Consider the following 25,109-nt stretch of genomic DNA (forward strand, 5'->3'; position numbering starts at 1 on the left):
GCCCGCGCCGTCGGTCTGACGGCGCGGGCTCCAAGGTTTTCGAAGGTGAGGGCCTTACGCCGCCATGGCCTTCTTCAGGTTCTCGTCGATCTTGTCGAGGAAGCCTTCAGTCGTCAGCCAGCCTTGCTTGTCGCCGACCAGCAGGGCCAGATCCTTGGTCATGAAGCCGCTCTCGACGGTGTCGATGCAGACCTTCTCCAGGGTGTTGGCGAAGGCGGCCAGCTCGGCGTTGTTATCCAGCTTGGCGCGGTGGGCCAGGCCACGGGTCCAGGCGAAGATCGACGCGATCGAGTTGGTCGAGGTGCTCTCGCCCTTCTGATGCTGGCGGTAGTGGCGGGTCACGGTGCCGTGGGCGGCTTCGGCTTCCACCGTCTTGCCGTCCGGGGTCATCAGCACCGAGGTCATCAGGCCCAGCGAGCCGAAGCCTTGAGCCACGATGTCGGACTGAACGTCGCCGTCGTAGTTCTTGCAGGCCCAGACGTAACCGCCCGACCACTTCAGCGCCGAGGCGACCATGTCGTCGATCAGGCGGTGCTCATAGTGGATGCCCAGGGCCTTGAACTGGTCGGCGTAGTGGGCGTCGAACACTTCCTGGAACAGGTCCTTGAAGCGGCCGTCATAGGCTTTCAGGATCGTGTTCTTGGTCGACAGGTAGACCGGGTACTTGCGGTTCAGGCCGTAGGCGAACGAGGCGTGGGCGAACTCGCGGATCGACTCGTCGAGGTTGTACATGGCCATGGCCACGCCGGCTCCGGGGGCCTGATAGACTTCATGTTCGATGGTCTTGCCGTCTTCGCCGACGAACTTGATCGACAGCGTGCCCTTGCCCGGGAACAGGAAGTCGGTGGCGCGATACTGGTCGCCGAAGGCGTGGCGGCCGACGATGATCGGCTGGGTCCAGCCGGGGACCAGACGGGGCACGTTCTGGCAGATGATCGGCTCGCGGAAGATCACGCCGCCCAGGATGTTGCGGATCGTACCGTTGGGCGACTTCCACATCTTCTTGAGGTTGAATTCGGTCACCCGGGCTTCGTCCGGGGTGATCGTGGCGCACTTGACCGCCACGCCGTGCTTCTTGGTGGCCTCGGCCGCGTCGATGGTCACCTGGTCGTTGGTGGCGTCGCGATTTTCGACCGACAGGTCGTAATAGTCGAGCTCGAGGTCGAGGTACGGGAAGATCAGCTTATCCTTGATGAGCTTCCAGATGATGCGGGTCATCTCGTCCCCGTCCATGTCGACGACGGGGTTGGCGACTTTGATCTTGGCCATTTTCCGGAGAATTCCTTGGCTTGAGGTGCGCTCGGCAGGACGGCGCACAGGGCCGTTCACGCGTCGCAGGGACGGTTTGAGCCTATAGCGGCTAAGGCGCGGCCACGCCAGCAGGGGAGATAAACCCCCTGTTCAACCTATGGGGCGCATAGTGCGCTCATGGGGGCTCAATAACACGCATGCTGTCGGTCACATCGCCGCTCGCGAGACGGCTTCTGACGATTGTGGCGGTCCTGTCCATTCTGGTGACGGGGGCGGCCACCATGGCCACCTTCGCCTTTGTGCAGAAGGATGTGGCGGCGCGTGAGACCGCGCGCCTGGAAGAATACGTGGCCGAACGGGTCAAGTCCGAGGACCGCCTTTTCTCCGATCTGGTGCTGTTGCACCGAGCCGCCAGCCTGTCCCTGCGCCGTCGCATGGAAAAGATGCCGCAGGACCTGGTCGACGCCGAATTCGAGAAACACTTCCCCATGGCCGCCGACGGCACGCGTCGCACGACCCCGGCCCTGTTCGACGGCACCGCCTGGTCCTACGGCCTGGGCGGCTTTATCGCCAACGGCGCCGATGTGCCGCCCGAAGAGCGCCGCCTGCTGGTGGCGGGCCTGCAGGTCGTCTCGCACACAGGCGAGGCCGAACTGGAGCGCTACGACAACTTCTACATGTTCACGCCGGACACCAACCGCTTCATCGTCTTTGGTCCGCACCGCGACGACCGGCTGATCTATTACCGCCGTGACGCCCCGCCGACCCTGGACTTCCGCGGCGAGGAGATGGTCGAGCTTACTCGACCCGAACATAATCCGCAGCGCGTCATGGCCTGCACCAAGCTGCGCAAGCTGATCTCCGATCCGACAGGTCAGGCCCTGACTTCCGCCTGCATGACCCCGATCGACATCGGCGGCCGTCATGTGGCGTCGTGGGGTACGACGATCACCCTTGATTCCTACCTGCTGCGCGCGGTTCAGGACTCCCTGCCGGGCGGGACCAACATGATCGCCTCGGACGATGGCGAGTTGATCTCCTATCCGGGGATGAGCCGCGACGGGGTGGTCAACAGCGGCGTCCTGAAGAAGGCGCAGGCCGAGCACCGCGTCGCCGAGGTGATCCAGGAGATCCGCAAGCAGAACCAGGACGTCGGCGTCATCCGCAGCCAGATCAACGGCCAGGTCATCGCCTACGGGCTGATGAAGGAGCCGGGCTGGTACTTCCTGATGAGCTTCTCGCCCAGCGACTTCCTGTGGTCGGCGGTCAAGTCGGCCTCGTGGATTCTGCTGTTCGGTCTGGCGGGCGTGATCGCCCAGACCCTGCTTTTGTACCGCTTCACCCGCACCGCCGTGCTCGACCCCCTCGGTCGTCTGGCCCAGGCCGGCTGGAGCGACGGCGGCGACACCGAATATCTGGAGCATCGCCAGGACGAGATCGGCGTCCTGGCCCGCGCCCTCAGCTGGCAAAGGGCCAAGAACGACGACCTGCTGCGCTCGCTTGAAGATCGGGTCGCCGAACGAACGGCCGAGCTGGAGCGCGCCAACACCGCCAAGTCCGTCTTCCTGGCCAATATGAGCCATGAGTTGCGCACGCCCCTGAACGGCGTCATCGCCATCGCCGACCAGCTGGCCGAAGAGCGCGGCCAGGACCGTCGCCGCGAGCTTGCGGGTCTGGTGGCCTCATCCGGTCGTCTGCTGGAGCAGGTGCTCAGCGACATCCTTGACGTCTCCAAGATTGAGGCGGGCCAGTTCAGCCTGACCCCCGCGCCCTTCGACCTGACGTGTGAGGTCGGCGCCATAGCCGAGCTGCATCGCGCCTCGGCCGAAGCCAAGGGTCTGGATTACGGCTGGAATGTCTCGCCTGACGCGGCCGGCGGCTATCTTGGCGACGCGGGGCGGATCGCCCAGGTGCTGTCGAACCTGCTGGCCAACGCGGTGAAGTTCACCGAGACCGGCGGCGTGACCTTGACCGTGGATCGCGCCGCGGATGGCTCTATCGCTTTCTGCGTGCGCGACACCGGCGTCGGTTTCGATGAAGAGACGCGCCAACGTCTGTTCCGCCGGTTCGAGCAGGCCGACGCTTCCATCACCCGTCGCTTTGGTGGCACGGGCCTGGGGCTGTCGATCTGCGCGGCCCTGACCGAAATGATGGGTGGCTGCATCGAGGCCCGATCGGCTCCCGACAAAGGCGCCGTGTTCGAGGTCATCCTGCCCCTGACCCCCGTGGGCATGGCGACCCCCGCCGCCGCGCCCCGAGACGCGGTCGAGCATGGATCGCTGGCCGGGCTTCGGGTTCTGGTGGCCGAGGACCATCCCACCAACCGCAAGGTGGTGCAGATCATCCTCGAACCCTTCGGCATCGACCTGACCGTGGTGGATAACGGCGCCGACGCCGTCGAGGCTTTCGCCAGCGCCAGCTTCGACGTGATCCTGATGGACATGCAGATGCCCGTCATGGACGGCCTGACCGCGACCCGCCTTATCCGCGAGCGGGAAACCCGCGACGGGCGCCCGCGCACCCGCATCGTCATGCTGACGGCCGCCGCCATGGACGAGCATGTGGTCCAGGCCCGCCGGGCCGGCGCCGATCTGCACGTCTCCAAGCCCGTGCGCCCGGCCGAACTGGTCGCTGCGTTGTCGAGCGTTGATCCTGCCCCGGATCAGGACGCCAGCCGCTCGGCCTAACCGCGGGCGGCGAGCGCCGAACGACCCACGTCGGCGATCACCATCGATTGCTGCTCCGTCGCCGCCGACGATCCGGACAGGAACGCGACAACCGCCAGATCGCCGCCGCCGCTGAGGCGATAGAGCCCGATGTCGTTGATCGCTGGCGTCAGGTCCAGGTTCCTGCGCCCGACCCCCGACGCATGCGCCAGATCGACGTCGCGGCGCAGGCCCGCCCGCAACAGGTTCGCCCCCTGGGTCGTGCCGCGCATCAACGCCAGCAGTTGGTTGGTGCTGGGGCGCGAGATCAGTTCGGCGTTGTGCAGGGCCACAAGGAAGTCCATCGCGCCCCTTGGCGTGGCCGTATCGCGGGGATCGCTGAGATAGGCCTCCGCGGCGGCCTTTCGCTGGATCGGCGACACGCCGCTGATCGCCGCGGTGAAGGCCTGCTCGGTCCGCCAGTCGGCGCGGAAGGAGGGCAGGCCGACCCGCTCCACCTCCATCTCCCGGAAGTAGCGATCTACCCGCAGGCCCTTGAGCCGCTTTTGCTGCAGCCAGGCGGTGACCACGCCCGGACCGCCGATGCGCTTCATCAGCAGGTCGGCCGCCGTACGGTCGCCATCGAGGGCGAGGGGCAGCAACTCACGCACGGCATAGCTGTCGCGGCGGGGCCACGCGGCTCCAACGGCTGACGGCGGCGGCGACAGGTCCACGTCTCGCACCGTGATGCGTTCGTCCAGGTCGACACGGTCATAGGCCGCCTCGTCGATGACAGCGGCGACGATCAGAAGCGCGGCGGCTCCATCGAGCGGGAAGGAGCGGTCGCCATTGTGCAACCACACATCGGCGTTGTTCAGGTCGGTGATCGCCACCCCCAGAACACCGGGCCGAACGCGCTGGGCGGCAGCCCCGATCTCGCGATCCAGCTGTTCGATGTCCATGCTGGGACCCGACACTTCGCGGATCACAGACTTGGCGCAGGCGGCGGTCGCCAGCGGCGCGATCAGCATGGCGCGGCGTGAAAAGGTTCTCATCGGGGTTGTCGATCCTGCGCCCTTGTCGCCATAGGACTGTCCCAAGACTTCCGGCCGACGGAAGAAGAGCGGAGAAAAGCGTGACTGGTTCCGAAGGACGGGCGCCCTGCGTCATCCTCAATGCGCCGCAACTGGCCGAAAACATCGGCTCGGTGGCGCGGGTGATGGCCAATTTCGGCCTTTCGGAGCTGCGTCTGGTGGCGCCGCGCGACGGCTGGCCCCAGGAGCGCGCCTGGGCCAGCGCCTCGGGGGCCGACTGGCCGCTGGACAACGCCAAGGTGTTCGACCGTCTGGAAGACGCCATCGCCGACCTGCAGCTGGTCTTCGCCACCACGGCCCGCCCGCGCGAGACGCGGCTGCCGGTGCTGACCCCGCGCGAGGCCGCCGGCCAGCTATCGACCGAGATCGCTCAAGGCCAGGCTGCGGGGCTGCTGTTCGGCGCCGAGCGGGCGGGGCTGGAGACCGAACACATCGCCCTGTGCCAGGCGATCATCTCCATCCCCATCGACGAGCGTTTCCGCTCGCTGAACCTGGCTCAGGCGGTGTCGATCAACGCCTATGAGTGGAAGATGACGGTCGATGACCGCCCCTGGGTGAAGTTCGAGCAGAACGTCGAGGCGCCCGCCGACCAGGCCATGCTGATGGGCCTGTACGAGCATCTGGAGGCCGAACTGGAGACGGCAGGCTTCTATCACCCGCCCGAGAAGAAGCCGTCCATGGTGCGCAACCTGCGCGTCCCCCTGGCTCGCGCCCGACTGACCGACCAGGAGGTCCGCACCTTCCGCGGCGTGATCACCGCCCTGTCCAAGGGGCGCGGCCGGGTGCTGGCCAAGCTGGCGGAGAAGAAGGCGACCGAGAGCGGCGACAAGGGTTGAACCAGGGCATCGCCTCGGCCTAAGCCTTCCTCATCGAGTTGAGGAGCCCGCCCATGAAGACCCGCGCCGCCGTCGCCTTTGAGGCCAAGAAGCCGCTGGAGATCGTGGAGGTGGACCTGGAGGGGCCCAAGGCCTTCGAGGTTCTGGTGGAGATCAAGGCCACCGGCATCTGCCACACCGACGCCTATACGTTGGATGGCCTCGACTCCGAAGGCATCTTCCCCTCGATCCTGGGTCATGAGGGCGCGGGCGTGGTGGTCGAGGTGGGGCCCGGCGTGACCAGCGTCGCCGTGGGCGATCACGTGATCCCGCTCTACACGCCCGAATGCCGCCAGTGCAAAAGCTGTCTGAGCCGCAAGACCAACCTCTGCACCTCGATCCGCGCCACCCAGGGCAAGGGCCTGATGCCGGACGGCACTAGCCGCTTCTCGTACAAGGGCCAGGCCATCGCCCACTACATGGGCTGCTCGACCTTTTCGAACTACACGGTCCTGCCCGAGATCGCCCTGGCCAAGATCCGGCCCGACGCCCCTTTCGACAAGGCCTGCTACATCGGTTGCGGCGTGACCACGGGCGTGGGGGCGGTGACCAACACCGCCAAGGTCGAGCCGGGCGCCAACGCCATCGTCTTTGGCCTGGGCGGCATCGGCCTGAACGTCATCCAGGGCCTGAAGATGGTCGGGGCCGACAAGATCATCGGAGTCGACATCAACGACTCCAAGGAAGAGTGGGGCCGCCGCTTCGGCATGACCCATTTCGTCAACCCGACCAAGGTGGACGGCGATCTGGTCGCCCACCTCGTCGCCCTGACCGACGGCGGCGCCGACTACACCTTCGACTGCACCGGCAACACCGGCGTCATGCGCACCGCGCTGGAAGCCTGCCATCGCGGCTGGGGCGAGAGCATCATCATCGGCGTGGCCGAGGCGGGCCGCGAGATCAGCACCCGCCCGTTCCAGCTGGTCACAGGTCGCGTCTGGAAGGGCAGCGCCTTCGGCGGCGCACGCGGCCGCACCGACGTGCCGAAAATCGTCGACTGGTACATGGACGGCAAGATCGAGATCGACCCGATGATCACCCACGTCCTACCCCTGGACGAGATCAACAAGGCCTTCGACCTGATGCACGCGGGCGAGAGCATCCGCAGCGTCGTGGTGTTTTAGAGACCTCTCTCCCTCCCCCTTGATGGGGGAGGGGCAGGGGTGGGGGTGACCCCCTTTCCGAACCTGGCAAGGCCGCTTTGAAGCCCGCCGCCGCATCACCCCCATCCCCGGCCCTTCCCCCATCAAGGGGGAAGGGGGAGAATGAAGAATGGTCGATATCCTCAACACCCACCGCACCCACGGCGGGACCCTGCGTTACTGCCGGCACGACAGCGCGGCGACGGGCACGCCGATGAAGTTCTCCATCTGGACGCCGGATGGCGAGGGGCCTTTCCCTTATCTGGTCTGGCTGTCGGGCCTGACCTGCACCGAGGACAACTTCACCACCAAGGCCGGCGCTTACGCCCACGCGGCCAAGCATGGCCTGGCCATCGTGGCGCCCGACACCAGCCCGCGCGGCGAGGGCGTCGCCGACGATCCCGCCTATGACCTGGGCCAAGGGGCGGGCTTCTATGTGGACGCCACCCAGGCGCCGTGGGCGCCGCACTTCAACATGTATTCGTACGTGACCAAGGACCTGCTCGCGGCTGTCGACGGCGCGTTTCCGCTGGACCCGTCGCGGCGGGGCGTCTTCGGCCACTCCATGGGCGGCCACGGCGCCCTGACCATCGCCCTGAGGAACCCGGACCTGTTCAAGTCCGTCTCGGCCTTCTCGCCCATCGTCTCGCCGTTGAACTGCCCGTGGGGCGACAAGGCGCTGACCGCCTATCTGGGCGCCGACCGCGCCGCCTGGCGGCCCCATGAAGCCACCGCCCTGATCGAGGACGCGGGCTCGCCCTTCGACGACATCCTGGTGGACCAGGGCCTGGCCGACAATTTTCTGGAGAGCCAGTTGAAGCCGGAGTTGCTGGAAGCCGCCGCCGCCAAGGCCGGCGCCAAGGTCACCGTCCGCCGCCAGCCCGGCTACGACCACAGCTACTTCTTCATCTCGACGTTTGTCGGCGACCACGTGGCCTGGCACTCGGAGCGGGTCTAGGCGACTAGAGGGACCGGCGCAGGGCCTCCCGAACAGCCGCACCGAGCTCGGCGTCGGGGGCCTTGAAGCGCATCACGATGTCCTCGTGGCCTTCGTCGAAGCCGGGTTGGAAGGCTGCGAAGCCGCCGCCGAACTGACGGGCTCGGGATTCTAGCCTTAGTGTTCCAAGGCGCATGCGAACCTCACAGCGTTTCAGACCACTCAGCGCGTTTCGGTTGGATTGCAGGCCGTAACCGATGGCAATGTTCCGGCGAAAGCCCTCTGTTCCCCAATCTACCCGGCCGTTGGGAATTCTAATCCGTGTGGACAGAAGGGTTCTTCTCAACGCTGTTCCTATGTCGGCATCGTCGGCGTCGAAGGGTAAGGTTCTCGTCCGAACCTCTTCATCCAAAATCGCCAGGCCGTGCCAACCATTGCTTTCTCGCCAGCCGGAGATCAGTACTTGCGGAAAAAACAGGAGGGTGTCGCGGCGTAGGAATATGGAAGCCTGCGCCTGCGGCTTCTCGATCAGATGCCATAGAAGATTTTCAAGGTCATGCCACGCTCAATAAAATACTCCTGCGCAGCTTGAAGCTCAAGAATCTGCCCGGGTGTTGGTTTTCCATATGGGAGCAATACGCGCGCCTCTCGCCGCAATATCGGCCCAGGCAGCGCATTTTTTTCATCTTTGAAGCCGGCCATCGCGTCGCCGTAGCCCTTCAATTTCTGAAACGTCTTTCCTTTGTCCGCATCGGTGTACGTCGGCTTGGTCAGATCGAGGGTCTTGTTGCTGACTGCAGTGCCCGTTTTCGGATCAAACTGATCGAAGGTTTTGAAGTTCTTCGTCGTACGCAGGTAACCTGTTCGCCTGTTGTCGAACACTTCCCAGCGTTCACCTCGAACGGTGATGTCCGGGTTGGTCCAGATCGACTTCCCTCCACCAAGAATGTCATCGGGCTTTTGTGCAAGGTGCTTCGCTGCCGCGATTTCAGCGCCGCGCTTGGCGCGTGCCGCAAGCGCCCGTTGCGTCAGTTTCGCGGCGCTCGCGATGCCGCCGGTCGTGACGGCCGCAAACGTGAGTTCGGCCGCATCAGCGTACTGCTGAGGGACGCCGCTGCGGACAAGTAGCTGGTTAAGGCGAGTGTCTTGCGGTTCGCCGGTGACAATCGTCCGCCAGCCCGTCTCTAGGTTGTCGACACCGTTCCCGGCCGCCCAGATTCCGACGGTCATGCCGACCGCGGCGGGGACGGCACCGACACCTGTGGCCGCCCCGGCCGCGCTTACGCCGGTCAGCACGACGCCGCCTACAAGTTGGCCGGCGCCTGACGCCACCTGAACCGCGCCGGCGATCTTCACCGCGACTTCGGGGTTGGCTTCGAGGTAGGCCTTCGCCTTCTCTAAAAGAGGGTCTTTGGGCGCAGGAAAGCCTGGGCGCGGGCGACGCGGATTCCCGCCAAAGCGAGAGTGCTGAAGCGGTCGCCGCGGACTGCCTTGACCAAGACCCGCGATGTCGAAGTTGTCGTCCTCCGAGATCGGCTCATCGAAGACGGATCCGTCGAGTTGGATGTCGACCGTCTCGAGATCGGCGTCGACAGCAGGCGTCTCCTTCAGCGCCTCGACGATTTCTTCAGTACGCGTCGCCGCGCCGGGCCTAGGCGGCTTCTTCTTCCCCGAAGTCGCCGTTCCGCTGCCCCCGCCCGCGTCCACCCACTGACCGCCGTCCGTCCGGCCCTTGGGCGCGCGGGGTTGGTTGGGGTTGAAGGCCTTCACCTCCACCGCCGCCGTCACGGCGATCAGCCGCAGCTTGAAGGCCAGAGCCGCCGTGTCGGCCTTGAGGCGGCCCACTTCCTGGTCGTATTCGTCCCTGGTCACCCGTCGCGCCCCGAAAGCCTGCTCCCTTGCGAGCGCTCTCAAGGCTAGTGTCGGCGGGCATGGGGCGGACTAGATCGGGGCTATGCCCGTTCGACTCTCGAAGATTGTTAACTATTCGGGTCGGGGTATGATGAAGTCATCATCCGGGGGGTGTTAATTGCAAAAGCTGCTCGACAAAGCCGGTAGCGTACTTGCGTCTCATCTGGTGCGAGGAGCTCTAAGCTTTACTCTGCCAATTTTCGTTCCGTTGGGCATTGCCCTTCTAGGCGTCATTCAAAAGACGCCATGGGCTGTGACAGCAGCGGCTACTGTTGCAGCATTTTGGTTTTGCCTGTCGGCTGTCAGTCAATTTGACGGGCTCTATCGCCGCTTCACCGCCAAGTGGAAGCTTACAAACTCAAATACCGAAATAGTTTGGATCCGCGATCCAGAAAGTGGAGCTTGGAAAGGGCTGGCCATAAGGTTGTATTTTCAGAATATCTCTGATTTCCCAATTGAGTATAAAGTTAGCAAAGTTGAGGCGCATGTCGCGGGGCGCATTAATGCGAAGCCAGAATACATTAACAGGGGAGGTATTGTTGATCCCGTTGCCTTTGCTAGTTTCACAACGGCTGCGGTGGCTCTCGATAATCTGACTCCGGGCGACGAAGTGTCGGGTGAGTGGAGCGTGCTGATAGAGTACGGTCGTGTTGGCTCTGCACGCCACAAAATTGAGAAGCGCTTTCACGTGACCGGGCGTGTGGGGGCACAAAGGGAAGCGGAACATCTTCAGTGGTTTTCGCTTCCAATCGAGGCGGCGCGTTGAACTAAGTCGCACCTGTCCTCGCGGTTGACTCTCCGCACCCCCTCCGTCATACACCCCGCTTTCCCGCCACCGGCCTGCCGGATGGTGTGGAGAAACGTATGACGGATGATGCGAAGCCGCCGTTGCGATCGCGCCTTCAATAGTGAAGTGCGCCGGCCCGTGTCGAACTGAAGAGACAAGCATGTCCAAGCGCCATAGCGCCAAGTACAAAATCGACCGCCGTATGGGCGAAAACATCTGGGGCCGTCCGAAGTCCCCGGTGAACCAGCGCCAGTACGGCCCCGGCCAGCACGGCCAGCGTCGTAAGTCCAAGATCTCCGATTTCGGCCTGCAGCTGCGCGCCAAGCAAAAGCTGAAGGGCTACTACGGCAACCTGACTGAAAAGCAGTTCAGCCGCACCTACGAGGAAGCCGCCCGCCGCAAGGGCAACACCTCGGAAAACCTGATCGGCCTGCTGGAATCGCGTCTGGACGCCATCGTCTACCGCTCCAAGTTCGTGCCGACCGTGTTCGCCGCCCGTCAGTTCGTCAACCACGGCCACGTGCTGGTGAACGGCAAGCGCGTCAACATCGCGTCCTACCGCGTGAAGGCCGGCGACGTGGTTTCGGTGCGCGAGCGTTCGCGCAACATGGCCCTGGTGCTGGAAGCCCTGCAGTCGGGCGAGCGCGACACGCCGGACTACATCACCATGGACACCAAGGCGATGTCCGCCACGTTCGTCCGCGCCCCGGAACTGGCCGAAGTGCCGTATCCGGTGAAGATGGAGCCGAACCTCGTGGTCGAATTCTACGCTTCGTAAGAAGCCGACCTCGAACTTCGAATTACGGGAAGGGGCTCCGGGAAACCGGGGCCCCTTTTCCTTTGGCGCCGCGGACCAGCGTTCACACACATTGCCGCTTGTTCATTGGACACAGCAGGCTTTGCGAACGACTCTCGCTACAGTCTTTGGGGATGGACTGTCCGATGAACACCAAACTCGCCGCCTTGGCCGCCGTGCTGGCCGTCGCACCGCTGATGGCTGGCTGCGTGATGATCGACGCCAAGGACAACCCGGATGTCCGTATCTCGGTCGACGGCGATCCGTCCCTGGAGCGGCTGATCGCCTTCGTGGTCACCCGAGACTCGGTGATGGCGCGCGTCAATTCCAACGGCTGCACCAGCAAGGCCGATTTCGGCACGGTGGTCCGCAAGGACGGGACCCGCGCCCGGGTAAGCCTCACCCGCAAGCGCGAGGACAACTGCCGCGCTCTCGTCGCCTCCACGGCCGACCTGACCTGGACCTATGCCGAACTGGGTCTTGAGCCGGGCGGTGAGGTGCGGATCCTGAACCCTTTCGCGGGGCGCTAGGAGCCAAAGCCCTTGGAGGAGGCGCTGTACTCCCACCACCACGGAGTCTGGGTTTCCTTCAGGCCGAGATAGCGGTTGGCCAGGCGTACGTACCAAGCCTGAGCCTCGTTAGTATTGCTGAGGCCCAAAAAGCAGCGCTTCGCCGCATCATCGCAGATCAGCATGTTGTCTGTGCCGTCGTCATGGCCGCCCTTGAGGAAGATGCGGCCCTTGGGGCCGTCATAGACGACCACTCCCAGCCCCGCCGACAGCTTCAGATGCGCCTTGTCCGCCGGCGCCTTGTCATCGGAAAGGGTGGGGAATTGGCTGCGTGAGGTGATGGCGATCTGAGGCTTGAGCATTTCCGCCCGCGCCTTGGCTGACAGGCCCTCGCCACGCATGAAGCCGGTCACGAAGCGGCTGTAGTCCTCGATCGTGGTGTCCATCGAGCCCGCCGCGCGAGTCGAGCCGCGCTTGCGGTGCGGAACCATCGTACCGTCGGTCGTGTAGCCTTGGGCGACATTCTCGGCGAAATCAGCACGCCAGGTGGTGCTGGTTCGCGTCATGCCTAAGCGGTCGAAGACGCGCCGCTGCATCTCCTTGCCCACATCCAGGCCCAACCCTTCCTCCAGTACGAACTGGGCGAGGTTGATCCCCTCGCCGGAATAGCCGTAGCGGGTCCCCGGATCCCAGTGGAAGCGCAACTTCTCGTCGGGCTCCACGAAGCGGAAATTGGCGAAGCCTGTGGTGTGGCTCAGCAGGATGCGGAACGTCAGTTTGCGCCACCGCTCGTCACCGGCGAGATCGGCGTATTTCTCGTACTCAGGCAGCGGCTTCTTCATGTACCGGTCGATAGGGGTGTCGAGATCGACCAGCCCTTCATCCACCAACTGCATGACCATATAGGCGAAGGTGAACTTGGTCAGCGACGCGGCGTACATGACCGTGTCCGCCTGCAATGGCAGACCCTTTTCTTCGTCCCGATCGCCGGAAACGCGTAGAGCCGTCTTGCCATCGTCGATCTCGGCGATCGCCAGGCCGCCCTTGTTCAGGGCGATGGTCGCAGGGGCTGTCTCGGCGAAGGCCGCGGTCGGAGCGGCCGCGAGGGCGAGCAGTACAAGAATCATTCGCATGATCGCGAGAATGCTGGTGGCTTTTCGGGCGGGCAACCTAAACTGCTTTTAGTCAGAGGAGAGCCGATGGACCGCCGTCATCTGATCCTTCTGGGAGCAATGGCTCTGGCCGGCTGCGCGACGATGCAGCGTCCTGGGTCTGTGCGTCTGATCACGACGACGGACTCCGTGTTCCAGGCCCTGGAGCCGCTCTACGCCGCCAGCAGCGGGCCGGGCGGCCTGTCGATCCGGGTCGCCTCCAACGGCTGTACCGCCAAGACGGACATCACCTTCCACGTCGAGATGAAGGACGGCGCCGCCTTCATCGCCTTCGCCCGCCGCAAACTGGACGCTTGCAAGGGCTTGGCGCCGGTCGGCGTGGACGTGATGTTCACCTACGCGGAGCTGGGGGTGCGGCCGGAGACGCCAGTGTTTTTATTGAACCCGCTCAATGGGTTGTAAAAGTAACAGCGATAGTTAAGAGTTGATTGTTCGCATTTTGTTCCATAGCCTTCCCTGAAATTGGGAGGCTTGAACATGCGTGGACTGGCGGCGGCGTTACTTCTCAGCTTGGCGACGACGGCGTGTGCAAAGGCGCAGCCGGCCGCTTCAGGTCTCACGGCCGACGACCTCCGCTGCATTGCGGCCACTGCCTATGATTTGGATGGGGAAGGGGAGATGACGCTGAAGATGTCCATCTTCACCTACTACCTAGGCCGAGCGGATGGAAAGGCGGATCCCGCCGCCGTAGTCAAGGCGCTCAAGTCGGAGTTGAAGACCCTTACGGCTGAGGAGATGCATGCCGCCGTGCAGCGCTGCGGGTCAGGCTACACCGATCAAGTGATGCACCTGACGCAGGTTGCAGGTGAGGTTCAGGGTTGGATCAATCGCAAGGTGAAGGAGCAGGAACGCCAGCAGAAGAGCCGGAAAAGGCGAACGCCAGAGTCCTGATGCTTGTGCCGCTCACCTTCGGGAGGAAACCATGGGTGCGAGAATGATGGGAGCTTTGGCGGTGCTGGTCTTTGCGGGACACGCCAGCGCCGCCGAGAACAGCAAGCCGCCGGTAGATGACATGCGATGCCTTGCAGCCTCGATGTTTGTGGCGAAAACCGACACCAACGAGGAGCGAGGCTTCGCTGTATTCACATATTTTCTGGGTCGCCTCGACGTCGCTGCGCCTGGCCGAGCCACTGCTAAGGAGATGCGCGCCGTGCTGCGGAAGCTGACCCGGGTCGAGGTGGTGGCTGACGCGTTGCTCTGCAACCAAGCCTATAACGCCCGTGATGCCGAGATGATCAAGCTGATCGACGAGGTGACCCGCTGGAATACAAAGGAAGTTGAGCGAGCAGCACGAGGCAAGGTCCGCAATTCCTTCAACGAAGACGGCCAGCGTTAGAGCTTAAACCGCTCCACCATCCAGTCGGGGACGCGGGCGGGACGGCGGGACGCGACGTTGACCAGGGCCCAGTCGGTGCGGCTCTGGGCGCACATCTCGCCGTCGGGGCCGTCGATGCGGACATAGCGCTCGAAGCGCGGACCCTTCAACTCGCCGACCCAGGTGCGGACCGTGGCGGTCTCGCCGGGCAGAAGCTCGCGGCGGTAGTCGATCTCGTGGCGGCGGGCGACCCAGGTCCAGGGCGCGCGCTCCTCCGGCGTGGTCTTGGATTCCCAGTGGGCGATGGCGATGTCCTGCGCCCAGCGCAGATAGACCACGTTGTTCACGTGGCCGTTGGCGTCGATGTCGGATTCCGACGCTGTCACAAGAAGCGAAAAGGCGCCGGCGGGCGCCTCGAACGCCCGGCTCACGCCGTCAGCACGCCCTGTTCGACCATGAACGGGCGGAGCTCACCGGTCTGGAACATCTCGCGGATGATGTCAGCGCCGCCGACGAACTCACCCTTCACGTAGAGCTGCGGGATGGTCGGCCAATCGGTGTAGGTCTTGATGCCGTCGCGCAACTCGTCGCTTTGCAGGACATCGACGCCGACGAAGTCGACGCCCAGGTGGTCGAGGATCTGCACCACGACCGAGGAGAACCCGCAGCGCGGCTGCTCGGGCACGCCCTTCATGAACAGCACGACCTGGTTGTCGGCCACGGTCTTGGCGATGAACGCGTGAACGGCGGTGTCGGCGGCGACGTCGGTCATGGAAATGTCCTTGAACTTCAGTTCCTCAGCTAGGCGCCCGAGGGCTCCCGGTCAAGGCGGTGTGGCGCTATTGCGCCGGAGCGGCGGTCTCCAGCGCCAGGGCGTGCAGCTCGCCGCCCAGCACATCGGCCAACGCCCTGTTGACCAGCTGATGCTGACGCACGCGCGGCAGGCCCGCGAACTGTTCGGAGATGATCCGCGCCTTGTAATGGTCGCCGTCCCCCGCCAGGTCGGTGATCTCGATCACCGCGTCGGGGAAAGCGGCGCGCAGGCGCGCTTCAAGCGTCTCGGCGGGCATGGGCATGGGGTGTCTCCTTAGTCCGCGATGGCGTCGTAGCCGGCGCCGGTGAATTGCAGCAGGCAAAAGCCGTGACCGAAAGGATCGGCGAACAGGGCCAGGCGGCCATAGGGCGTGTCTTCTGCGCCCTGCTCGACCTTGGCGCCTGCCGCGACCGCGCGGGCGCTGGCGGCGTCCACGTCCTCGACGATGAAGTCCAGATGCACCGGCGACCAGTGGCGTTCATAGCGCCGCTTGTCCTCGGCCGCGCCGACGCTGCCGGCCGCCTTCTTGAGCAGGTACAGGGGCGAGGAGCCGCCGATCATCTCCACCGCCATCTTCCCGAACCGCCGTCCGACCGTCAGGCCGAGACCGTCGCGATAGAAGGCCGTGGCGGCCTCCAGGTCGGGGACGTCGATGTTGACGAGCAGCTGCAACCCTCAGCCGCCCATATAGGCCGGCATCCAACCCTCGTGCGTCTCGCGCAGCTTGGGCAGCGGGATCGAGAACAGGCCCTCGGACGCGAAGGCGTAGCCCCCGGCCTTGCCGACCACGCTGGCGTGTAGGCCGGCGGCCTCCGCGCGGGTCAGGATGTCCTGCGGATCCGGCGTGGCGACCAGATAACGCGCCTGGTCCTCGCCGAACAGGAAGGGGTGGGCGTGGGTGGCGGAGTTGGCCTTCAGGTTCACCCCGACATCGGACGCCAGGGCCATCTCGGCCGCGCCGACCGCCAGGCCGCCGTCCGACAGGTCGTGGACGCAGGTGATCGCGCCTTCCTGGATCAGGGCGCGGACGAAGTCGCCCGTGCGGCGCTCCAGCTGCAGGTCCACCGGCGGCGGGGAGCCTTCCTCACGGCCAAGAATCTCGCGCAGATAAAGGCTGGCGCCCAGGTGGCCATGGTTCTGGCCGATGACGATCAGGGTGTCGCCGTCGCCCATGGAGGCGAAGTTGGCGGCCAGGTCATAGTTGGCCAACAGGCCTACGGCCCCGACCGTCGGGGTCGGCGGAATGGCGACGCCGTTGGTCTCGTTGTAGAGCGACACATTCCCGCTCACGACCGGGAAGTCCAGCTCGCGGCAGGCCTCGGCCATGCCTTCGATGGCGCGCACGATCTGGCCCATGATCTCGGGCCGCTCGGGATTGCCGAAGTTGAGGTTGTCGGTGATGGCGATGGGATCGGACCCGACCGCGGTCAGGTTGCGCCACGCCTCCGCCACCGCCTGCTTGCCGCCCTCATAAGGGTCGGCTTGCACATAGCGAGGGGTGCAGTCGGACGTGACCGCCAAGCCCTTGTCGGTGCCGTGGACGCGGATGACGCCGGAGTCCGCGCCCGTGGCGCTGTCCTCGATGGTGTCGGCCATGACGTGGCGGTCGTACTGCTCCCAGAGCCAGCGCTTGGACGCCACATCCGGGCAGGACATGATCTTCAGCACCGCCTCTTCCCAGTTGGCTGGCGCGGGAACCGAGCCCGGGTCGATGAAGTCTCCAAGCGCGGGCTGTACCCACGGACGATCATAGAGCGGCGCGTCGTCGAACAGCGGGGCCAGCGGCAGGTCGCACACGACCTCGCCGTGGTGCTTCAGGACCATGCGGCCGGTGTCGGTGGTCACGCCGATCACGGCGGCGTCCAGACCCCACTTTTCGAAGATGGCGTATCCGTCCTGCTCACGACCCGGCTTCAGGACCGCCAGCATGCGCTCCTGGCTTTCCGAGAGCATCATCTCGTAGGCGGTCATGCCCTCTTCGCGCTGCGGTACGGCGTCCATGTTCAGTTCGATGCCGACGCCGCCCTTGCCAGCCATTTCGACAGACGATGACGTCAGGCCCGCCGCGCCCATGTCCTGGATGGCGGCGACCGCGCCGCTGGCCATCAGCTCAAGGGTCGCTTCGATCAGCAGCTTTTCCGCGAAGGGATCGCCGACCTGGACCGTGGGGCGCTTCTCTTCGGAATCCTCGGTGAACTCGGCCGAGGACATGGTCGCGCCATGGATGCCGTCACGGCCGGTCTTGGAGCCGAAATAGACCACGGGCAGGCCCGCCGACGGCGCGGCCGAGTAGAAGATCTTGTCGGCGTCGGCCAGGCCCACGCACATGGCGTTGACCAGGATGTTGCCGTTGTAGCCGGGGTGGAAGTTTGTCTCGCCGGCCACGGTGGGCACGCCCACGCAGTTGCCGTAACCGCCGATGCCGGCCACCACGCCCTGAACCAGGCGCTTGGTCTTGGGATGCGAAGGATCGCCAAAGCGCAGGGCGTTCAGCAGGGCGATCGGACGCGCGCCCATGGTGAACACGTCGCGCATGATGCCGCCCACGCCCGTCGCCGCGCCCTGATAGGGCTCGATATAGGACGGGTGGTTGTGGCTCTCCATCTTGAAGATCACCGCCTGGCCGTCGCCGATGTCGACGACGCCGGCGTTCTCGCCCGGACCGCAGATCACCTTGGGGCCCGTGGTCGGGAACTTGCCCAGGTGCTTTCGCGAGGATTTGTAGGAGCAGTGCTCGCTCCACATCACCGAAAAGACGCCCAGCTCGACGAGGTTGGGCTCCCGGCCGAGACGCTTGAGTACGAGCTCGTACTCCTCGCGCTTGAGGCCGAATTCGAGGGCCGTGTCGGCCATGGATTTTTGGGCGGTCGCGGTCATGGCGGCTTTCTATCGCGGGTCGGCCGTTTGCGCCATTCCCGAGCGCGACCCACAGCTAAATCAGGCCCGAAAGGTAGCTGCGCATTAGGAACGGGCATGACTCGAGGTCGTTAACTTCATGCGCCCGTCGAGAGGGCGCTCATCAAAGGGACACTGAGATGCAGAACAATAACAACGACCAGACCCGTCGCCCGGACCAGCAGCAGGGCAACCCGCAGCAAACCAATCCGGGCCAGCAGAACCAGCAAGGGCAGGACCGCGACCGGCAAGGGCAGGGACAGCCCGGCCAAGGCGTGAGCGAGGGTGTCGATACTGGCGCCATCCAGCCCGGCAAGACCAGCCAGGGCGATGACGCCAACCGCTGAAGCGGTTCACAGGCGACCCAAAAACGAAGGGCCGGAGCGCAAGCTCCGGCCCTTTCTATTTGCGTAAGGGTCGCTCGATCAGACGCTGTTCATCACGCTCTGGAACAGCAGTGCGCCGTCGGCCGAGCCGAGCTCCGGCTCAAACGCCCGATCAGGGTGGGGCATGATGCCCAGCACGTTGCCCTTGGGGTTCATGATGGCGGCGATGTCGCGCGCCGAGCCGTTGGGGTTGTCCTGATAGCGGAAGACCACCAGGCCCTCGCCCTCCAGGCGATCCAGGGTCTCCTCGTCGGCGAAGTAGTTGCCCTCGCCGTTGCCGATGGTCATGACCGCTTCACGCTGGCCCTGGAAGGCTGCGGTGAAACGGGTCTGGGCGTTGACGACATCCAGGCCGACCGGCTTGCAGATGTACTTCAGCTTCTCGTTGCGCAGCAGGGCGCCGGGCAGCAGCCCCGCCTCGGTCAGCATCTGGAAGCCGTTGCAGATGCCCACCACGGCGACGCCGCGATTGGCGGCGGCGATCACTTCGCGCATCACCGGGCTCTGCACCGCCATGGCGCCGCACCGCAGGTAGTCGCCGTAGGAGAAACCGCCCGGCAGGACGATCAGATCCAGGTCGTCCGGCAGGGACGTGTCCTTGTGCCAGACCATGTCCACCTGCGCTCCGGTGGAGCGTTCGACGGCGACCTTGCAGTCGCGGTCACAGTTGGATCCGGGGAATACGACGACGGCGGCTTTCATGGCGCGGGCGTTTAACACCGTTCTGGCCGGTTGTCAGGACGTGCTGACAATCTGTCAGTGCGTCCTTCGAGACGGCCTCCGGCCTCCTCAGGATGACGGATTCAGAAATCAACCAAGCTCGTCATGCTGAGGAGCGCGGCAGCGCGTCTCGAAGCACGCTCTATACGCTCTTGAGGGCTCGAACTTCCGCCAAGGTCGCATCCACGTCGGCGGGCGTGTTCATGATGCTGGGCGTCAGGCGCACGTGCTGCACGGCGTAGGGCGCCGCCGAGGCGATCACACGGCGCTGGCGCAAGGCATGCACCGCGCCGTCCGCCGACAGGCCGTCAACGTCGAACGACACGATCCCCGCCGACAGGCCAGGCTGACGAGGCGTCACCAAGCGCACGTGCGGCATGGCCGCCAGGCCTTCCTTCAGCTGACTGGCCAACTGGGTGGTGCGGTTGGCGACGTTGGCCTTGCCGATCTTCTCGTGGAACTCGACGGCGGCGGGTATGGCCCAGATGTGCTCGAACGCTTTGAAACCGCCGGGCGACATCATCACCCCGTTGGAGTGGTCGGGAAGGGGAGCGTTGTTGATCCATGCGCCCCATGCGCTGCTGTCAACGAAGCTGGGAATCGTGGGGCGCATGGCGGCCCAGCCCCGGTCGTTCGCCGCGATCACGCCTGTACCGCGCGGCCCAAACAGCCACTTGTGGCAGCCGGCCACGAAGATGTCGCAGCCCAGGCTGTTCATGTCGGCGTCCTGGTTGCCGAACCCATGAACGCCGTCGAGCACCAGGATGATCTGGTCCGGCTCCTGCCGTCCGGCGTTCACCGCCTTGAGAGCGTTGGAGATCGCCGCGACGGGGATCTTCAGGCCGGTGCTGGAATGCACCCAAGTCAAGGCGAGCACCCGCGTGCGGGGCGTGATCGAATTGATCAGTCGTCCGACCATCTGCGGTTCGGACACCGCATTGATGTCGTCATAGAGCGAGATGCGCTTGATCACTGCGCCATTGCGCACGGCGGCATGGCGCAGGGATTCGTGGGTGACATAGTAGTCTTGATGGGTGGTCAGGATTTCGTCGCCGGGCCGCAGCTTCAGGCCCGAATAAACCAGGGCCGCGCCCATGGTGGTGCTGTCGGTCAGGGCGACCTGCCGCCCCTCGACGCCCAGATAGCGGCCACCGGCCGCGCGGCTGTAACCCTGCAGGCGGCGGTTGTTGTTTTCCAGATAGGTGACGGGCCGCCAGTCCAGCTCGCGACGGAACTGGTCGATCGCCGCCCGCACCGGCTTGGGGTGGGTGGCGATCAGCATGGCGCTCATGTTGATCTGGTCGGGCGCGGTCTGGAACTGGGCGCGGATGGCGTTCCAGTCGGGAGCGCCAGGCGTTGCAGCGGGAAGGGCGCTTGTCGCCGTGCTGACGGGCGTCTCCTGAGCCGCCGCCGCGCCGGCGGCCATGGCCACGCCGGCCCCGAACAGAAATTGCCTGCGTGCGACGCTCATTTTCGATGCAGCCTCCCAAACGCCGGCAGCCCGCCGGCTTGGCTGCAACGCGCATCAGCGCCTGGCGTTCACGGCCAAGCTGTCGTCAACGCGCAGACGTGATCGCGGCATCAGGCGCACTCATCCAGCACCGGTTTAACCACCGCCTCGCTAGGCGACGGGAAGGGGTTGCGGAAAGTGAAGGCCGCGGGGGTGGGGCCATGGGCCTCCAACAAGGCCAGCTTCTCCTTGGCCTCCTCGATCGTCGGCTCGTGGCCGGCCGGGACCCACCACAGGGCCTGGAAGACATCCATGTGCTCGAACCACTCGCGGCGGCGGCGCATGATCTCCACATGGGCGCTGCGATAGACGAACGCGCCCAGCGACGGGATGTCGGTCCAGACCGACATGTTCATCGCGATCAGCGGGTCTTCGTAGGGCGCCAGGTCGGTGGCGTTGTCGCCGTAGCCTTTCAGCCGCCACACGAAGCCGGGAGACGTGTCCGCCAGCGCGTTGATGCGGTCGAGGTTGTCGACGAAGTCCTTGATCATCGGCGAGTCCACGGGCGCGCGCAGGCGGCCGATATTGACCTGCGCCAGTTGGTGTTTCGCGCTCATGGATGTCCCCTATGCCGCCGGCCCAGCTCGCCGGAGAGCGAACATGGTGCGGCCAAGCTTGAGGGGAAGGGGCGGGCGGTCAAAAAGCCGCCCGCTGGGGCCGTTTTTTAGGCCAGTTCGATGCGGTAGCTTTCGATGACCGTGTTGGCCAGCAGCTTGTCGCACATGGCCTTCACCTCGGCCTCGGCGTTGGCGCTGTCGGCCACGTCGAATTCGATGGTCTTGCCGACGCGCACGTTCTTGACGTCCGCCCAACCCAGACCATGCAGGGCGCCTTCGACAGCCTTGCCCTGAACGTCGAGGACGCCGGGCTTCAGGAAGACGTGGACCTTGGCTTTCATGAGTACGCTTATTCCCTAGTGGACGCCGCCCTGGATCACCGTCGGCATCTCTTTCATGATGCCGAGGCGACGGGCGACTTCGGTGTAGCTTTCGATGACATTGCCCAGATCGCGGCGGAAGCGATCCTTGTCCAGCTTTTCGTTGGTGACCGAGTCCCAAAGCCGGCAGCTGTCGGGGCTGATCTCGTCGGCCAGGATCACGCGGCTGAAGTCGCCTTCATAAACGCGGCCGAACTCGATCTTGAAGTCCACCAGCGTGATGCCGACGGCGCCGAACATGCCTGACAGGTAGTCGTTCACCCGCAGGGCCATGGCCATCATGTCGTCGATCTCCTGGGTCGCGGCCCAGTTGAAGGCGGTGATGTGCTCTTCGGCGACCATCGGATCGCCGAGCTTGTCGTCCTTGAGGTAGAATTCGATGATCGACCGGGGCAGGGCGGTGCCTTCGGCCAGGCCCAGACGGGTGGACAGGCTGCCGGCCGCCACGTTGCGGACCACCACCTCCAGCGGGATGATCTCGACTTCCTTGATCAGCTGCTCGCGCAGGTTCAGGCGGCGGATGAAGTGGTTCTGCACGCCAATGGCGTTCAGGCGCGTCATCACATATTCGCTGATGCGGTTGTTGATGACGCCCTTGCCCTCGAGGATGGCTTTCTTTTGGGCGTTGAAGGCGGTGGTGTCGTCCTTGAAGTACTGGATCAGGGTGCCCGGCTCAGGACCCTCGTACAGAATCTTGGCCTTGCCTTCGTAGATCTTCTTGCGGCGGGTGGTCATTCAATCCCCACGGGGGTTCTGCGGCGCTTTGAGGAAACAAAAAGCGCGCGCGGCGGAAATGCAGCGCGCGCGGCTCCGACTCAAGGCCGCTGGTTCGATTTTTCGCGCGGAAATTACCCGAATGACGCAAGGTTCGCAAACCGCGACGAAATGGGCGTAAGGCTTGCGATTGCGGGCGGCTCGCGCGCGGGCTATGGAGCCGCCTTAACAAGGCATTACGGAACGACCATGACCACCTTTGACGACCGCGAGCAGGCATTTGAGCGCAAGTTCGCCCTGGACGCCGAACAGGAGTTCAAGGCCAGCGCACGCCGCAACCGCCTGCTGGGCGAGTGGGCCGCCGCTCTGATGGGGCTCGGCTCCGTCGAGGAATACGCCAAGGCCGTTGTGAAGTCCGACCTGGAGCAGCCGGGCGACGAAGACGTCCTGCGCAAGGTCTTCGAGGACCTTAAGGGTTCGGGCCTGTCGGTGTCCGAAGGTGAAGTTCGCCAGAAGATGGACGAACTGCTGGCCGTGGCCCGCGACCAGATCCGCAACGCTTAAGGCCAATCCGGCGAGGCGATGGGAAAACGGCCGGCGCACCCAGCGCCGGCCGTTTTCGTTTCTGCCCCGCCTTATCTAGGTTCTGGCCTTGAACGGCGGGTCGTTGCGCAACCATCCGACGATGGAATGGCGCGGCGCGCCCGCATAAGCCGCCACCGGCGCCACCGAATGGGCGCGGGGGACATTGAACAGGGTCAGCACGTTGAAGCCCGGCGTGAAGCCGCGCTCGATTTGGCCCTCGCCGTCATGGAACAGCAGCTGGCCGCCCCAGTCGGGCCGCCAGCGGCGCGTGAAGCCCAGTGTGTAGGCCGCCCGCCGCTCGCCCTGGCCCGTGTCGTCGTGCAACGAGAGGAAGTCTCCGGCGCGATAGAAGCTCGCTTGTGCGTCGGCCTTGGTGATGTCGGTGCGGCCGATAACGTTCTGGCCGAAATCCAAAAGTTCCCGACTATTCAGCCACTCGGTCACCGCATGGATCGGCAGGTCGGGCTCCTTGCCTTCCAGCAGCCCGCTGATCATCGGGTAGCAAAGATAGACATAGGCGAAGTTCTCGGTCGCCCGCTGCACCGTCTCCTGCACCTTGGCGGCCAGGGTCTCGCGCGGCATCCGGGCCAGGGTGGGCTGGTCGAGGACCTCTTCGGCCCCGCGGGCGTCCGACAGGGCCAGCCGCCAGGGTGTGGCCCGCTCCAGTATCTGCGCCACGGCTTCGGCCGCGTCGGGCGTCAGCACGTTGGGAATCTGAACCACGCCCTCGCGGGCATAGGTCTCGGCGAAGGGCCGCCAGTCGAGAGCCGGGTTTAGGCGCAGCTCGGCGGCCATCGGCTATTGCTTCCCGAACACCCGGTCGAAGATCACGTCGACGTTTTTGGTGTGATAGCTGTAGTCGAACAGCTCCTCGAGCACGCTGTCCGACAGGGCCTTGGAGACCACCGGGTCTGCCTTGAGGAAATCGATGAACCGGCCTTCGCCGCGCCATACCTTCATGGCGTTGCCTTGGACCGCCGCATAGGCGTCCTCGCGGCTGACGCCTTCCTGGGTCAGAGCCAGCATGACGCGCTGCGAGAAGACCAGGCCCCCGAGCTTGTCGAGATTCTTGGCCATGTTGTCGGGATAGATGTTGAAGCGCTCGATGACGCTGGCCAGGCGGCGCAGGGCGAAATCGAGGTGGATGGTGGCGTCAGGGCCGATGCCGCGTTCAACCGAAGAGTGGCTGATGTCGCGCTCATGCCACAGGGCCACGTTCTCCATGGCCGGGGTCACCGCCGAACGGACCAGGCGGGCCAGGCCCGTCAGGTTCTCGGTCAGGATCGGGTTGCGCTTGTGCGGCATGGCCGACGAGCCCTTCTGGCCCGGATCGAACGGCTCTTCGGCCTCCAGCACTTCGGTGCGCTGCAGGTGACGGATTTCGGTGGCCAGCCGCTCGACCGACGAGGCGACCACGCCCAGGGCCGCGAAATAGGCCGCATGGCGGTCGCGCGGGATCACCTGGGTCGAGACCGGCTCCACCACCAGGCCCATCTTGTCGGCGACATGCTGCTCGACGCGCGGGTCGACATTGGCGAAGGTGCCGACGGCGCCGCTGATCGCGCAGGTGGCGATCTCGAACTTGGCCATGGCCAGGCGCTCCTTGGCGCGCTGGAATTCGGCGTAGTACCCGGCCAGCTTGAGGCCGAAGGTGATCGGCTCGGCGTGGATGCCGTGGCTGCGGCCCACGCACACTGTCATCTTGTGCTCCATGGCCCGGCGCTTCAGCGCCGCCAGGATCAAGTCCACGTCTTCGATCAACAGATCCGTGGCGCGCGACAGCTGCACGGCGAAGCAAGTATCCAGCACGTCCGAACTGGTCATGCCCTGGTGCAGGAAGCGCGCTTCCGGTCCCACGATCTCCGACACATGGGTCAGGAAGGCGATGACGTCATGCTTGGTGGTGCGCTCGATCTCGTCGATGCGGTCGCTGTCCCACACCGCGTCCTTGCCGCCGGCCCAGATGGCTTCGGCAGCGGCCTTGGGAATCGTGCCCAGTTCGGCCATGGCGTCGGCCGCGTGGGCCTCGATCTCGAACCAGATCTGATACTTGGTCTGCGGGGACCAGATGTCGGCGGCTTGGGGGCGTGCATAACGAGGGATCATGGCGTCCG

At 64.9% G+C, this 25,109-nt stretch carries 29 protein-coding genes; 12 read left to right on the forward strand and 17 right to left on the reverse strand.

All coding sequences use genetic code 11. The features are described 5' to 3' along the window. Window positions 1-54 precede the first annotated feature (54 nt). Window positions 55-1,269, reverse strand: coding sequence for an NADP-dependent isocitrate dehydrogenase (locus tag O5K31_RS05140; protein WP_269716250.1), 1,215 nt, complete (start codon window positions 1,267-1,269; stop codon window positions 55-57). A 263-nt stretch (window positions 1,270-1,532) separates the two neighbouring features. Here O5K31_RS05140 and O5K31_RS05145 point away from each other — a divergent pair, with 263 nt between their 5' ends. Further along, window positions 1,533-3,938 carry an ATP-binding protein gene (locus tag O5K31_RS05145; RefSeq protein ID WP_269716251.1) on the forward strand — a complete coding sequence of 802 codons (2,406 nt, stop codon included), beginning with the start codon at window positions 1,533-1,535 and terminating at the stop codon, window positions 3,936-3,938. Here O5K31_RS05145 and O5K31_RS05150 read toward each other — a convergent pair. Further along, window positions 3,935-4,951: a serine hydrolase gene (locus O5K31_RS05150; RefSeq protein ID WP_269716252.1), complete on the reverse strand. Its 1,017-nt coding sequence runs from the start codon at window positions 4,949-4,951 to the stop codon at window positions 3,935-3,937. The genes O5K31_RS05145 and O5K31_RS05150 overlap by 4 nt on opposite strands. Before the next feature lie 80 nt (window positions 4,952-5,031). Between O5K31_RS05150 and O5K31_RS05155 the strand changes: the two genes are divergently transcribed. The 3 genes from O5K31_RS05155 to fghA all read left to right on the forward strand — a co-directional run bounded on the left by O5K31_RS05155 (window position 5,032) and on the right by fghA (window position 7,965). Further along, on the forward strand, window positions 5,032-5,826 hold the full coding sequence (locus O5K31_RS05155; RefSeq protein WP_269716253.1) for an RNA methyltransferase: 795 nt from the start codon (window positions 5,032-5,034) through the stop codon (window positions 5,824-5,826). Window positions 5,827-5,879: 53 nt separating this feature from the next. Next, window positions 5,880-6,989, forward strand: a complete 1,110-nt coding sequence (locus O5K31_RS05160; RefSeq protein WP_269716254.1) for an S-(hydroxymethyl)glutathione dehydrogenase/class III alcohol dehydrogenase — start codon at window positions 5,880-5,882, stop codon at window positions 6,987-6,989. 148 nt (window positions 6,990-7,137) lie between these two features. Then, window positions 7,138-7,965: an S-formylglutathione hydrolase gene (gene fghA / locus O5K31_RS05165; protein ID WP_269716255.1), complete on the forward strand. Its 828-nt coding sequence runs from the start codon at window positions 7,138-7,140 to the stop codon at window positions 7,963-7,965. A gap of 4 nt (window positions 7,966-7,969) precedes the next feature. Here the strand turns inward: fghA and O5K31_RS05170 are convergent, their stop codons facing one another. After that, window positions 7,970-8,476, reverse strand: a complete 507-nt coding sequence (locus O5K31_RS05170; RefSeq protein WP_332367282.1) for a contact-dependent growth inhibition system immunity protein — start codon at window positions 8,474-8,476, stop codon at window positions 7,970-7,972. Further along, window positions 8,473-9,816: a hypothetical protein gene (locus tag O5K31_RS05175; RefSeq protein ID WP_269716256.1), complete on the reverse strand. Its 1,344-nt coding sequence runs from the start codon at window positions 9,814-9,816 to the stop codon at window positions 8,473-8,475. The genes O5K31_RS05170 and O5K31_RS05175 overlap by 4 nt, the downstream gene beginning before the upstream one ends. 157 nt (window positions 9,817-9,973) lie before the next feature. Between O5K31_RS05175 and O5K31_RS05180 the strand changes: the two genes are divergently transcribed. The 3 genes from O5K31_RS05180 to O5K31_RS05190 all read left to right on the forward strand — a co-directional run bounded on the left by O5K31_RS05180 (window position 9,974) and on the right by O5K31_RS05190 (window position 11,968). Next, complete coding sequence (locus O5K31_RS05180; protein WP_269716257.1) at window positions 9,974-10,621, forward strand: hypothetical protein; 648 nt, start codon at window positions 9,974-9,976, stop codon at window positions 10,619-10,621. A 181-nt stretch (window positions 10,622-10,802) separates the two neighbouring features. Beyond that, window positions 10,803-11,420, forward strand: coding sequence for a 30S ribosomal protein S4 (gene rpsD / locus O5K31_RS05185; RefSeq protein WP_269716258.1), 618 nt, complete (start codon window positions 10,803-10,805; stop codon window positions 11,418-11,420). A gap of 164 nt (window positions 11,421-11,584) precedes the next feature. Then, complete coding sequence (locus tag O5K31_RS05190; RefSeq protein ID WP_269716259.1) at window positions 11,585-11,968, forward strand: hypothetical protein; 384 nt, start codon at window positions 11,585-11,587, stop codon at window positions 11,966-11,968. Here the strand turns inward: O5K31_RS05190 and O5K31_RS05195 are convergent. Then, the gene (locus O5K31_RS05195) at window positions 11,965-13,074 is read right to left on the reverse strand and encodes a serine hydrolase domain-containing protein (RefSeq protein ID WP_269716260.1); all 1,110 of its coding nucleotides are present in this window, start codon (window positions 13,072-13,074) and stop codon (window positions 11,965-11,967) included. The two genes, O5K31_RS05190 and O5K31_RS05195, sit on opposite strands and share 4 nt — an antisense overlap. Before the next feature lie 72 nt (window positions 13,075-13,146). On the opposite strand from O5K31_RS05195, the gene O5K31_RS05200 reads away from it, so the two are divergent. From O5K31_RS05200 to O5K31_RS05210, 3 genes are all read left to right on the forward strand, one after another. Beyond that, a complete protein-coding gene (locus tag O5K31_RS05200; RefSeq protein ID WP_269716261.1) occupies window positions 13,147-13,521 on the forward strand; it encodes a hypothetical protein in 375 nt (124 codons plus the stop codon). Between the two features lie 75 nt (window positions 13,522-13,596). Further along, a complete protein-coding gene (locus O5K31_RS05205) occupies window positions 13,597-14,010 on the forward strand; it encodes a hypothetical protein (RefSeq protein ID WP_269716262.1) in 414 nt (137 codons plus the stop codon). 55 nt (window positions 14,011-14,065) lie between these two features. Beyond that, the gene (locus O5K31_RS05210) at window positions 14,066-14,455 is read left to right on the forward strand and encodes a hypothetical protein (protein ID WP_269716263.1); all 390 of its coding nucleotides are present in this window, start codon (window positions 14,066-14,068) and stop codon (window positions 14,453-14,455) included. On the opposite strand, the gene O5K31_RS05215 is transcribed toward O5K31_RS05210, so the two are convergent. The 5 genes from O5K31_RS05215 to purL form a co-directional block, all read right to left on the reverse strand. After that, window positions 14,452-14,865 carry an acyl-CoA thioesterase gene (locus O5K31_RS05215; protein ID WP_269716264.1) on the reverse strand — a complete coding sequence of 138 codons (414 nt, stop codon included), beginning with the start codon at window positions 14,863-14,865 and terminating at the stop codon, window positions 14,452-14,454. The genes O5K31_RS05210 and O5K31_RS05215 overlap by 4 nt on opposite strands. After that, window positions 14,862-15,206, reverse strand: coding sequence for a Grx4 family monothiol glutaredoxin (gene grxD / locus O5K31_RS05220; RefSeq protein ID WP_269716265.1), 345 nt, complete (start codon window positions 15,204-15,206; stop codon window positions 14,862-14,864). Before grxD ends, O5K31_RS05215 begins: the two co-directional genes overlap by 4 nt. Before the next feature lie 67 nt (window positions 15,207-15,273). Next, a complete protein-coding gene (locus O5K31_RS05225; protein ID WP_269716266.1) occupies window positions 15,274-15,510 on the reverse strand; it encodes a BolA family transcriptional regulator in 237 nt (78 codons plus the stop codon). 11 nt (window positions 15,511-15,521) lie between these two features. Next, on the reverse strand, window positions 15,522-15,920 hold the full coding sequence (locus O5K31_RS05230) for a VOC family protein (protein WP_269716267.1): 399 nt from the start codon (window positions 15,918-15,920) through the stop codon (window positions 15,522-15,524). Window positions 15,921-15,923: 3 nt separating this feature from the next. Next, on the reverse strand, window positions 15,924-18,125 hold the full coding sequence (gene purL / locus O5K31_RS05235; protein WP_269716268.1) for a phosphoribosylformylglycinamidine synthase subunit PurL: 2,202 nt from the start codon (window positions 18,123-18,125) through the stop codon (window positions 15,924-15,926). Between the two features lie 158 nt (window positions 18,126-18,283). Between purL and O5K31_RS05240 the strand changes: the two genes are divergently transcribed. Then, entirely contained in the window at window positions 18,284-18,490 is a 207-nt protein-coding gene (locus tag O5K31_RS05240) for a hypothetical protein (RefSeq protein ID WP_269716269.1), read from the forward strand. A 78-nt stretch (window positions 18,491-18,568) separates the two neighbouring features. On the opposite strand, the gene purQ is transcribed toward O5K31_RS05240, so the two are convergent. From purQ to purC, 5 genes are all read right to left on the reverse strand, one after another. After that, window positions 18,569-19,231: a phosphoribosylformylglycinamidine synthase subunit PurQ gene (gene purQ, locus O5K31_RS05245; protein ID WP_269716270.1), complete on the reverse strand. Its 663-nt coding sequence runs from the start codon at window positions 19,229-19,231 to the stop codon at window positions 18,569-18,571. 160 nt (window positions 19,232-19,391) lie between these two features. Next, window positions 19,392-20,720: an aminotransferase class V-fold PLP-dependent enzyme gene (locus tag O5K31_RS05250; RefSeq protein ID WP_269716271.1), complete on the reverse strand. Its 1,329-nt coding sequence runs from the start codon at window positions 20,718-20,720 to the stop codon at window positions 19,392-19,394. A 110-nt stretch (window positions 20,721-20,830) separates the two neighbouring features. Continuing rightward, window positions 20,831-21,316: a DUF3291 domain-containing protein gene (locus O5K31_RS05255; protein WP_269716272.1), complete on the reverse strand. Its 486-nt coding sequence runs from the start codon at window positions 21,314-21,316 to the stop codon at window positions 20,831-20,833. Window positions 21,317-21,423: 107 nt separating this feature from the next. Then, on the reverse strand, window positions 21,424-21,657 hold the full coding sequence (gene purS / locus O5K31_RS05260; protein ID WP_269716273.1) for a phosphoribosylformylglycinamidine synthase subunit PurS: 234 nt from the start codon (window positions 21,655-21,657) through the stop codon (window positions 21,424-21,426). A gap of 15 nt (window positions 21,658-21,672) precedes the next feature. Beyond that, window positions 21,673-22,431, reverse strand: a complete 759-nt coding sequence (gene purC, locus O5K31_RS05265; RefSeq protein ID WP_269716274.1) for a phosphoribosylaminoimidazolesuccinocarboxamide synthase — start codon at window positions 22,429-22,431, stop codon at window positions 21,673-21,675. A gap of 228 nt (window positions 22,432-22,659) precedes the next feature. Between purC and O5K31_RS05270 the strand changes: the two genes are divergently transcribed. Next, a complete protein-coding gene (locus O5K31_RS05270; RefSeq protein WP_269716275.1) occupies window positions 22,660-22,974 on the forward strand; it encodes a DUF1476 domain-containing protein in 315 nt (104 codons plus the stop codon). Window positions 22,975-23,049: 75 nt separating this feature from the next. On the opposite strand, the gene O5K31_RS05275 is transcribed toward O5K31_RS05270, so the two are convergent. Further along, on the reverse strand, window positions 23,050-23,790 hold the full coding sequence (locus O5K31_RS05275; protein WP_269716276.1) for a 2OG-Fe(II) oxygenase family protein: 741 nt from the start codon (window positions 23,788-23,790) through the stop codon (window positions 23,050-23,052). Between the two features lie 3 nt (window positions 23,791-23,793). Next, window positions 23,794-25,101, reverse strand: coding sequence for an adenylosuccinate lyase (gene purB, locus O5K31_RS05280; protein WP_269716277.1), 1,308 nt, complete (start codon window positions 25,099-25,101; stop codon window positions 23,794-23,796). Between the last annotated feature and the right edge of the window lie 8 nt (window positions 25,102-25,109).

It is taken from the genome of Caulobacter sp. NIBR2454 (assembly GCF_027474405.1).
In the GTDB taxonomy this organism is placed as follows: Bacteria; Pseudomonadota; Alphaproteobacteria; order Caulobacterales; family Caulobacteraceae; genus Caulobacter.

Coding starts and splice junctions, on each gene's coding strand:
- O5K31_RS05150 (WP_269716252.1), bottom strand. CDS start 4,951: ATGAGAACCTTTTCACGCCGCGCCATGCTGATCGCGCCGCTGGCGACC.
- O5K31_RS05145 (WP_269716251.1), top strand. CDS start 1,533: ATGGCCACCTTCGCCTTTGTGCAGAAGGATGTGGCGGCGCGTGAGACC.
- O5K31_RS05200 (WP_269716261.1), top strand. CDS start 13,147: ATGGACCGCCGTCATCTGATCCTTCTGGGAGCAATGGCTCTGGCCGGC.
- O5K31_RS05270 (WP_269716275.1), top strand. CDS start 22,660: ATGACCACCTTTGACGACCGCGAGCAGGCATTTGAGCGCAAGTTCGCC.
- O5K31_RS05250 (WP_269716271.1), bottom strand. CDS start 20,720: ATGAGCGTCGCACGCAGGCAATTTCTGTTCGGGGCCGGCGTGGCCATG.
- purC (WP_269716274.1), bottom strand. CDS start 22,431: ATGACCACCCGCCGCAAGAAGATCTACGAAGGCAAGGCCAAGATTCTG.
- O5K31_RS05240 (WP_269716269.1), top strand. CDS start 18,284: ATGCAGAACAATAACAACGACCAGACCCGTCGCCCGGACCAGCAGCAG.
- purS (WP_269716273.1), bottom strand. CDS start 21,657: ATGAAAGCCAAGGTCCACGTCTTCCTGAAGCCCGGCGTCCTCGACGTT.
- O5K31_RS05255 (WP_269716272.1), bottom strand. CDS start 21,316: ATGAGCGCGAAACACCAACTGGCGCAGGTCAATATCGGCCGCCTGCGC.
- grxD (WP_269716265.1), bottom strand. CDS start 15,206: ATGACCGACGTCGCCGCCGACACCGCCGTTCACGCGTTCATCGCCAAG.
- O5K31_RS05225 (WP_269716266.1), bottom strand. CDS start 15,510: ATGCCCATGCCCGCCGAGACGCTTGAAGCGCGCCTGCGCGCCGCTTTC.
- O5K31_RS05160 (WP_269716254.1), top strand. CDS start 5,880: ATGAAGACCCGCGCCGCCGTCGCCTTTGAGGCCAAGAAGCCGCTGGAG.
- purQ (WP_269716270.1), bottom strand. CDS start 19,231: ATGAAAGCCGCCGTCGTCGTATTCCCCGGATCCAACTGTGACCGCGAC.
- O5K31_RS05205 (WP_269716262.1), top strand. CDS start 13,597: ATGCGTGGACTGGCGGCGGCGTTACTTCTCAGCTTGGCGACGACGGCG.
- O5K31_RS05190 (WP_269716259.1), top strand. CDS start 11,585: ATGAACACCAAACTCGCCGCCTTGGCCGCCGTGCTGGCCGTCGCACCG.
- purB (WP_269716277.1), bottom strand. CDS start 25,101: ATGATCCCTCGTTATGCACGCCCCCAAGCCGCCGACATCTGGTCCCCG.
- purL (WP_269716268.1), bottom strand. CDS start 18,125: ATGACCGCGACCGCCCAAAAATCCATGGCCGACACGGCCCTCGAATTC.
- O5K31_RS05195 (WP_269716260.1), bottom strand. CDS start 13,074: ATGATTCTTGTACTGCTCGCCCTCGCGGCCGCTCCGACCGCGGCCTTC.
- O5K31_RS05275 (WP_269716276.1), bottom strand. CDS start 23,790: ATGGCCGCCGAGCTGCGCCTAAACCCGGCTCTCGACTGGCGGCCCTTC.
- O5K31_RS05140 (WP_269716250.1), bottom strand. CDS start 1,269: ATGGCCAAGATCAAAGTCGCCAACCCCGTCGTCGACATGGACGGGGAC.
- fghA (WP_269716255.1), top strand. CDS start 7,138: ATGGTCGATATCCTCAACACCCACCGCACCCACGGCGGGACCCTGCGT.
- rpsD (WP_269716258.1), top strand. CDS start 10,803: ATGTCCAAGCGCCATAGCGCCAAGTACAAAATCGACCGCCGTATGGGC.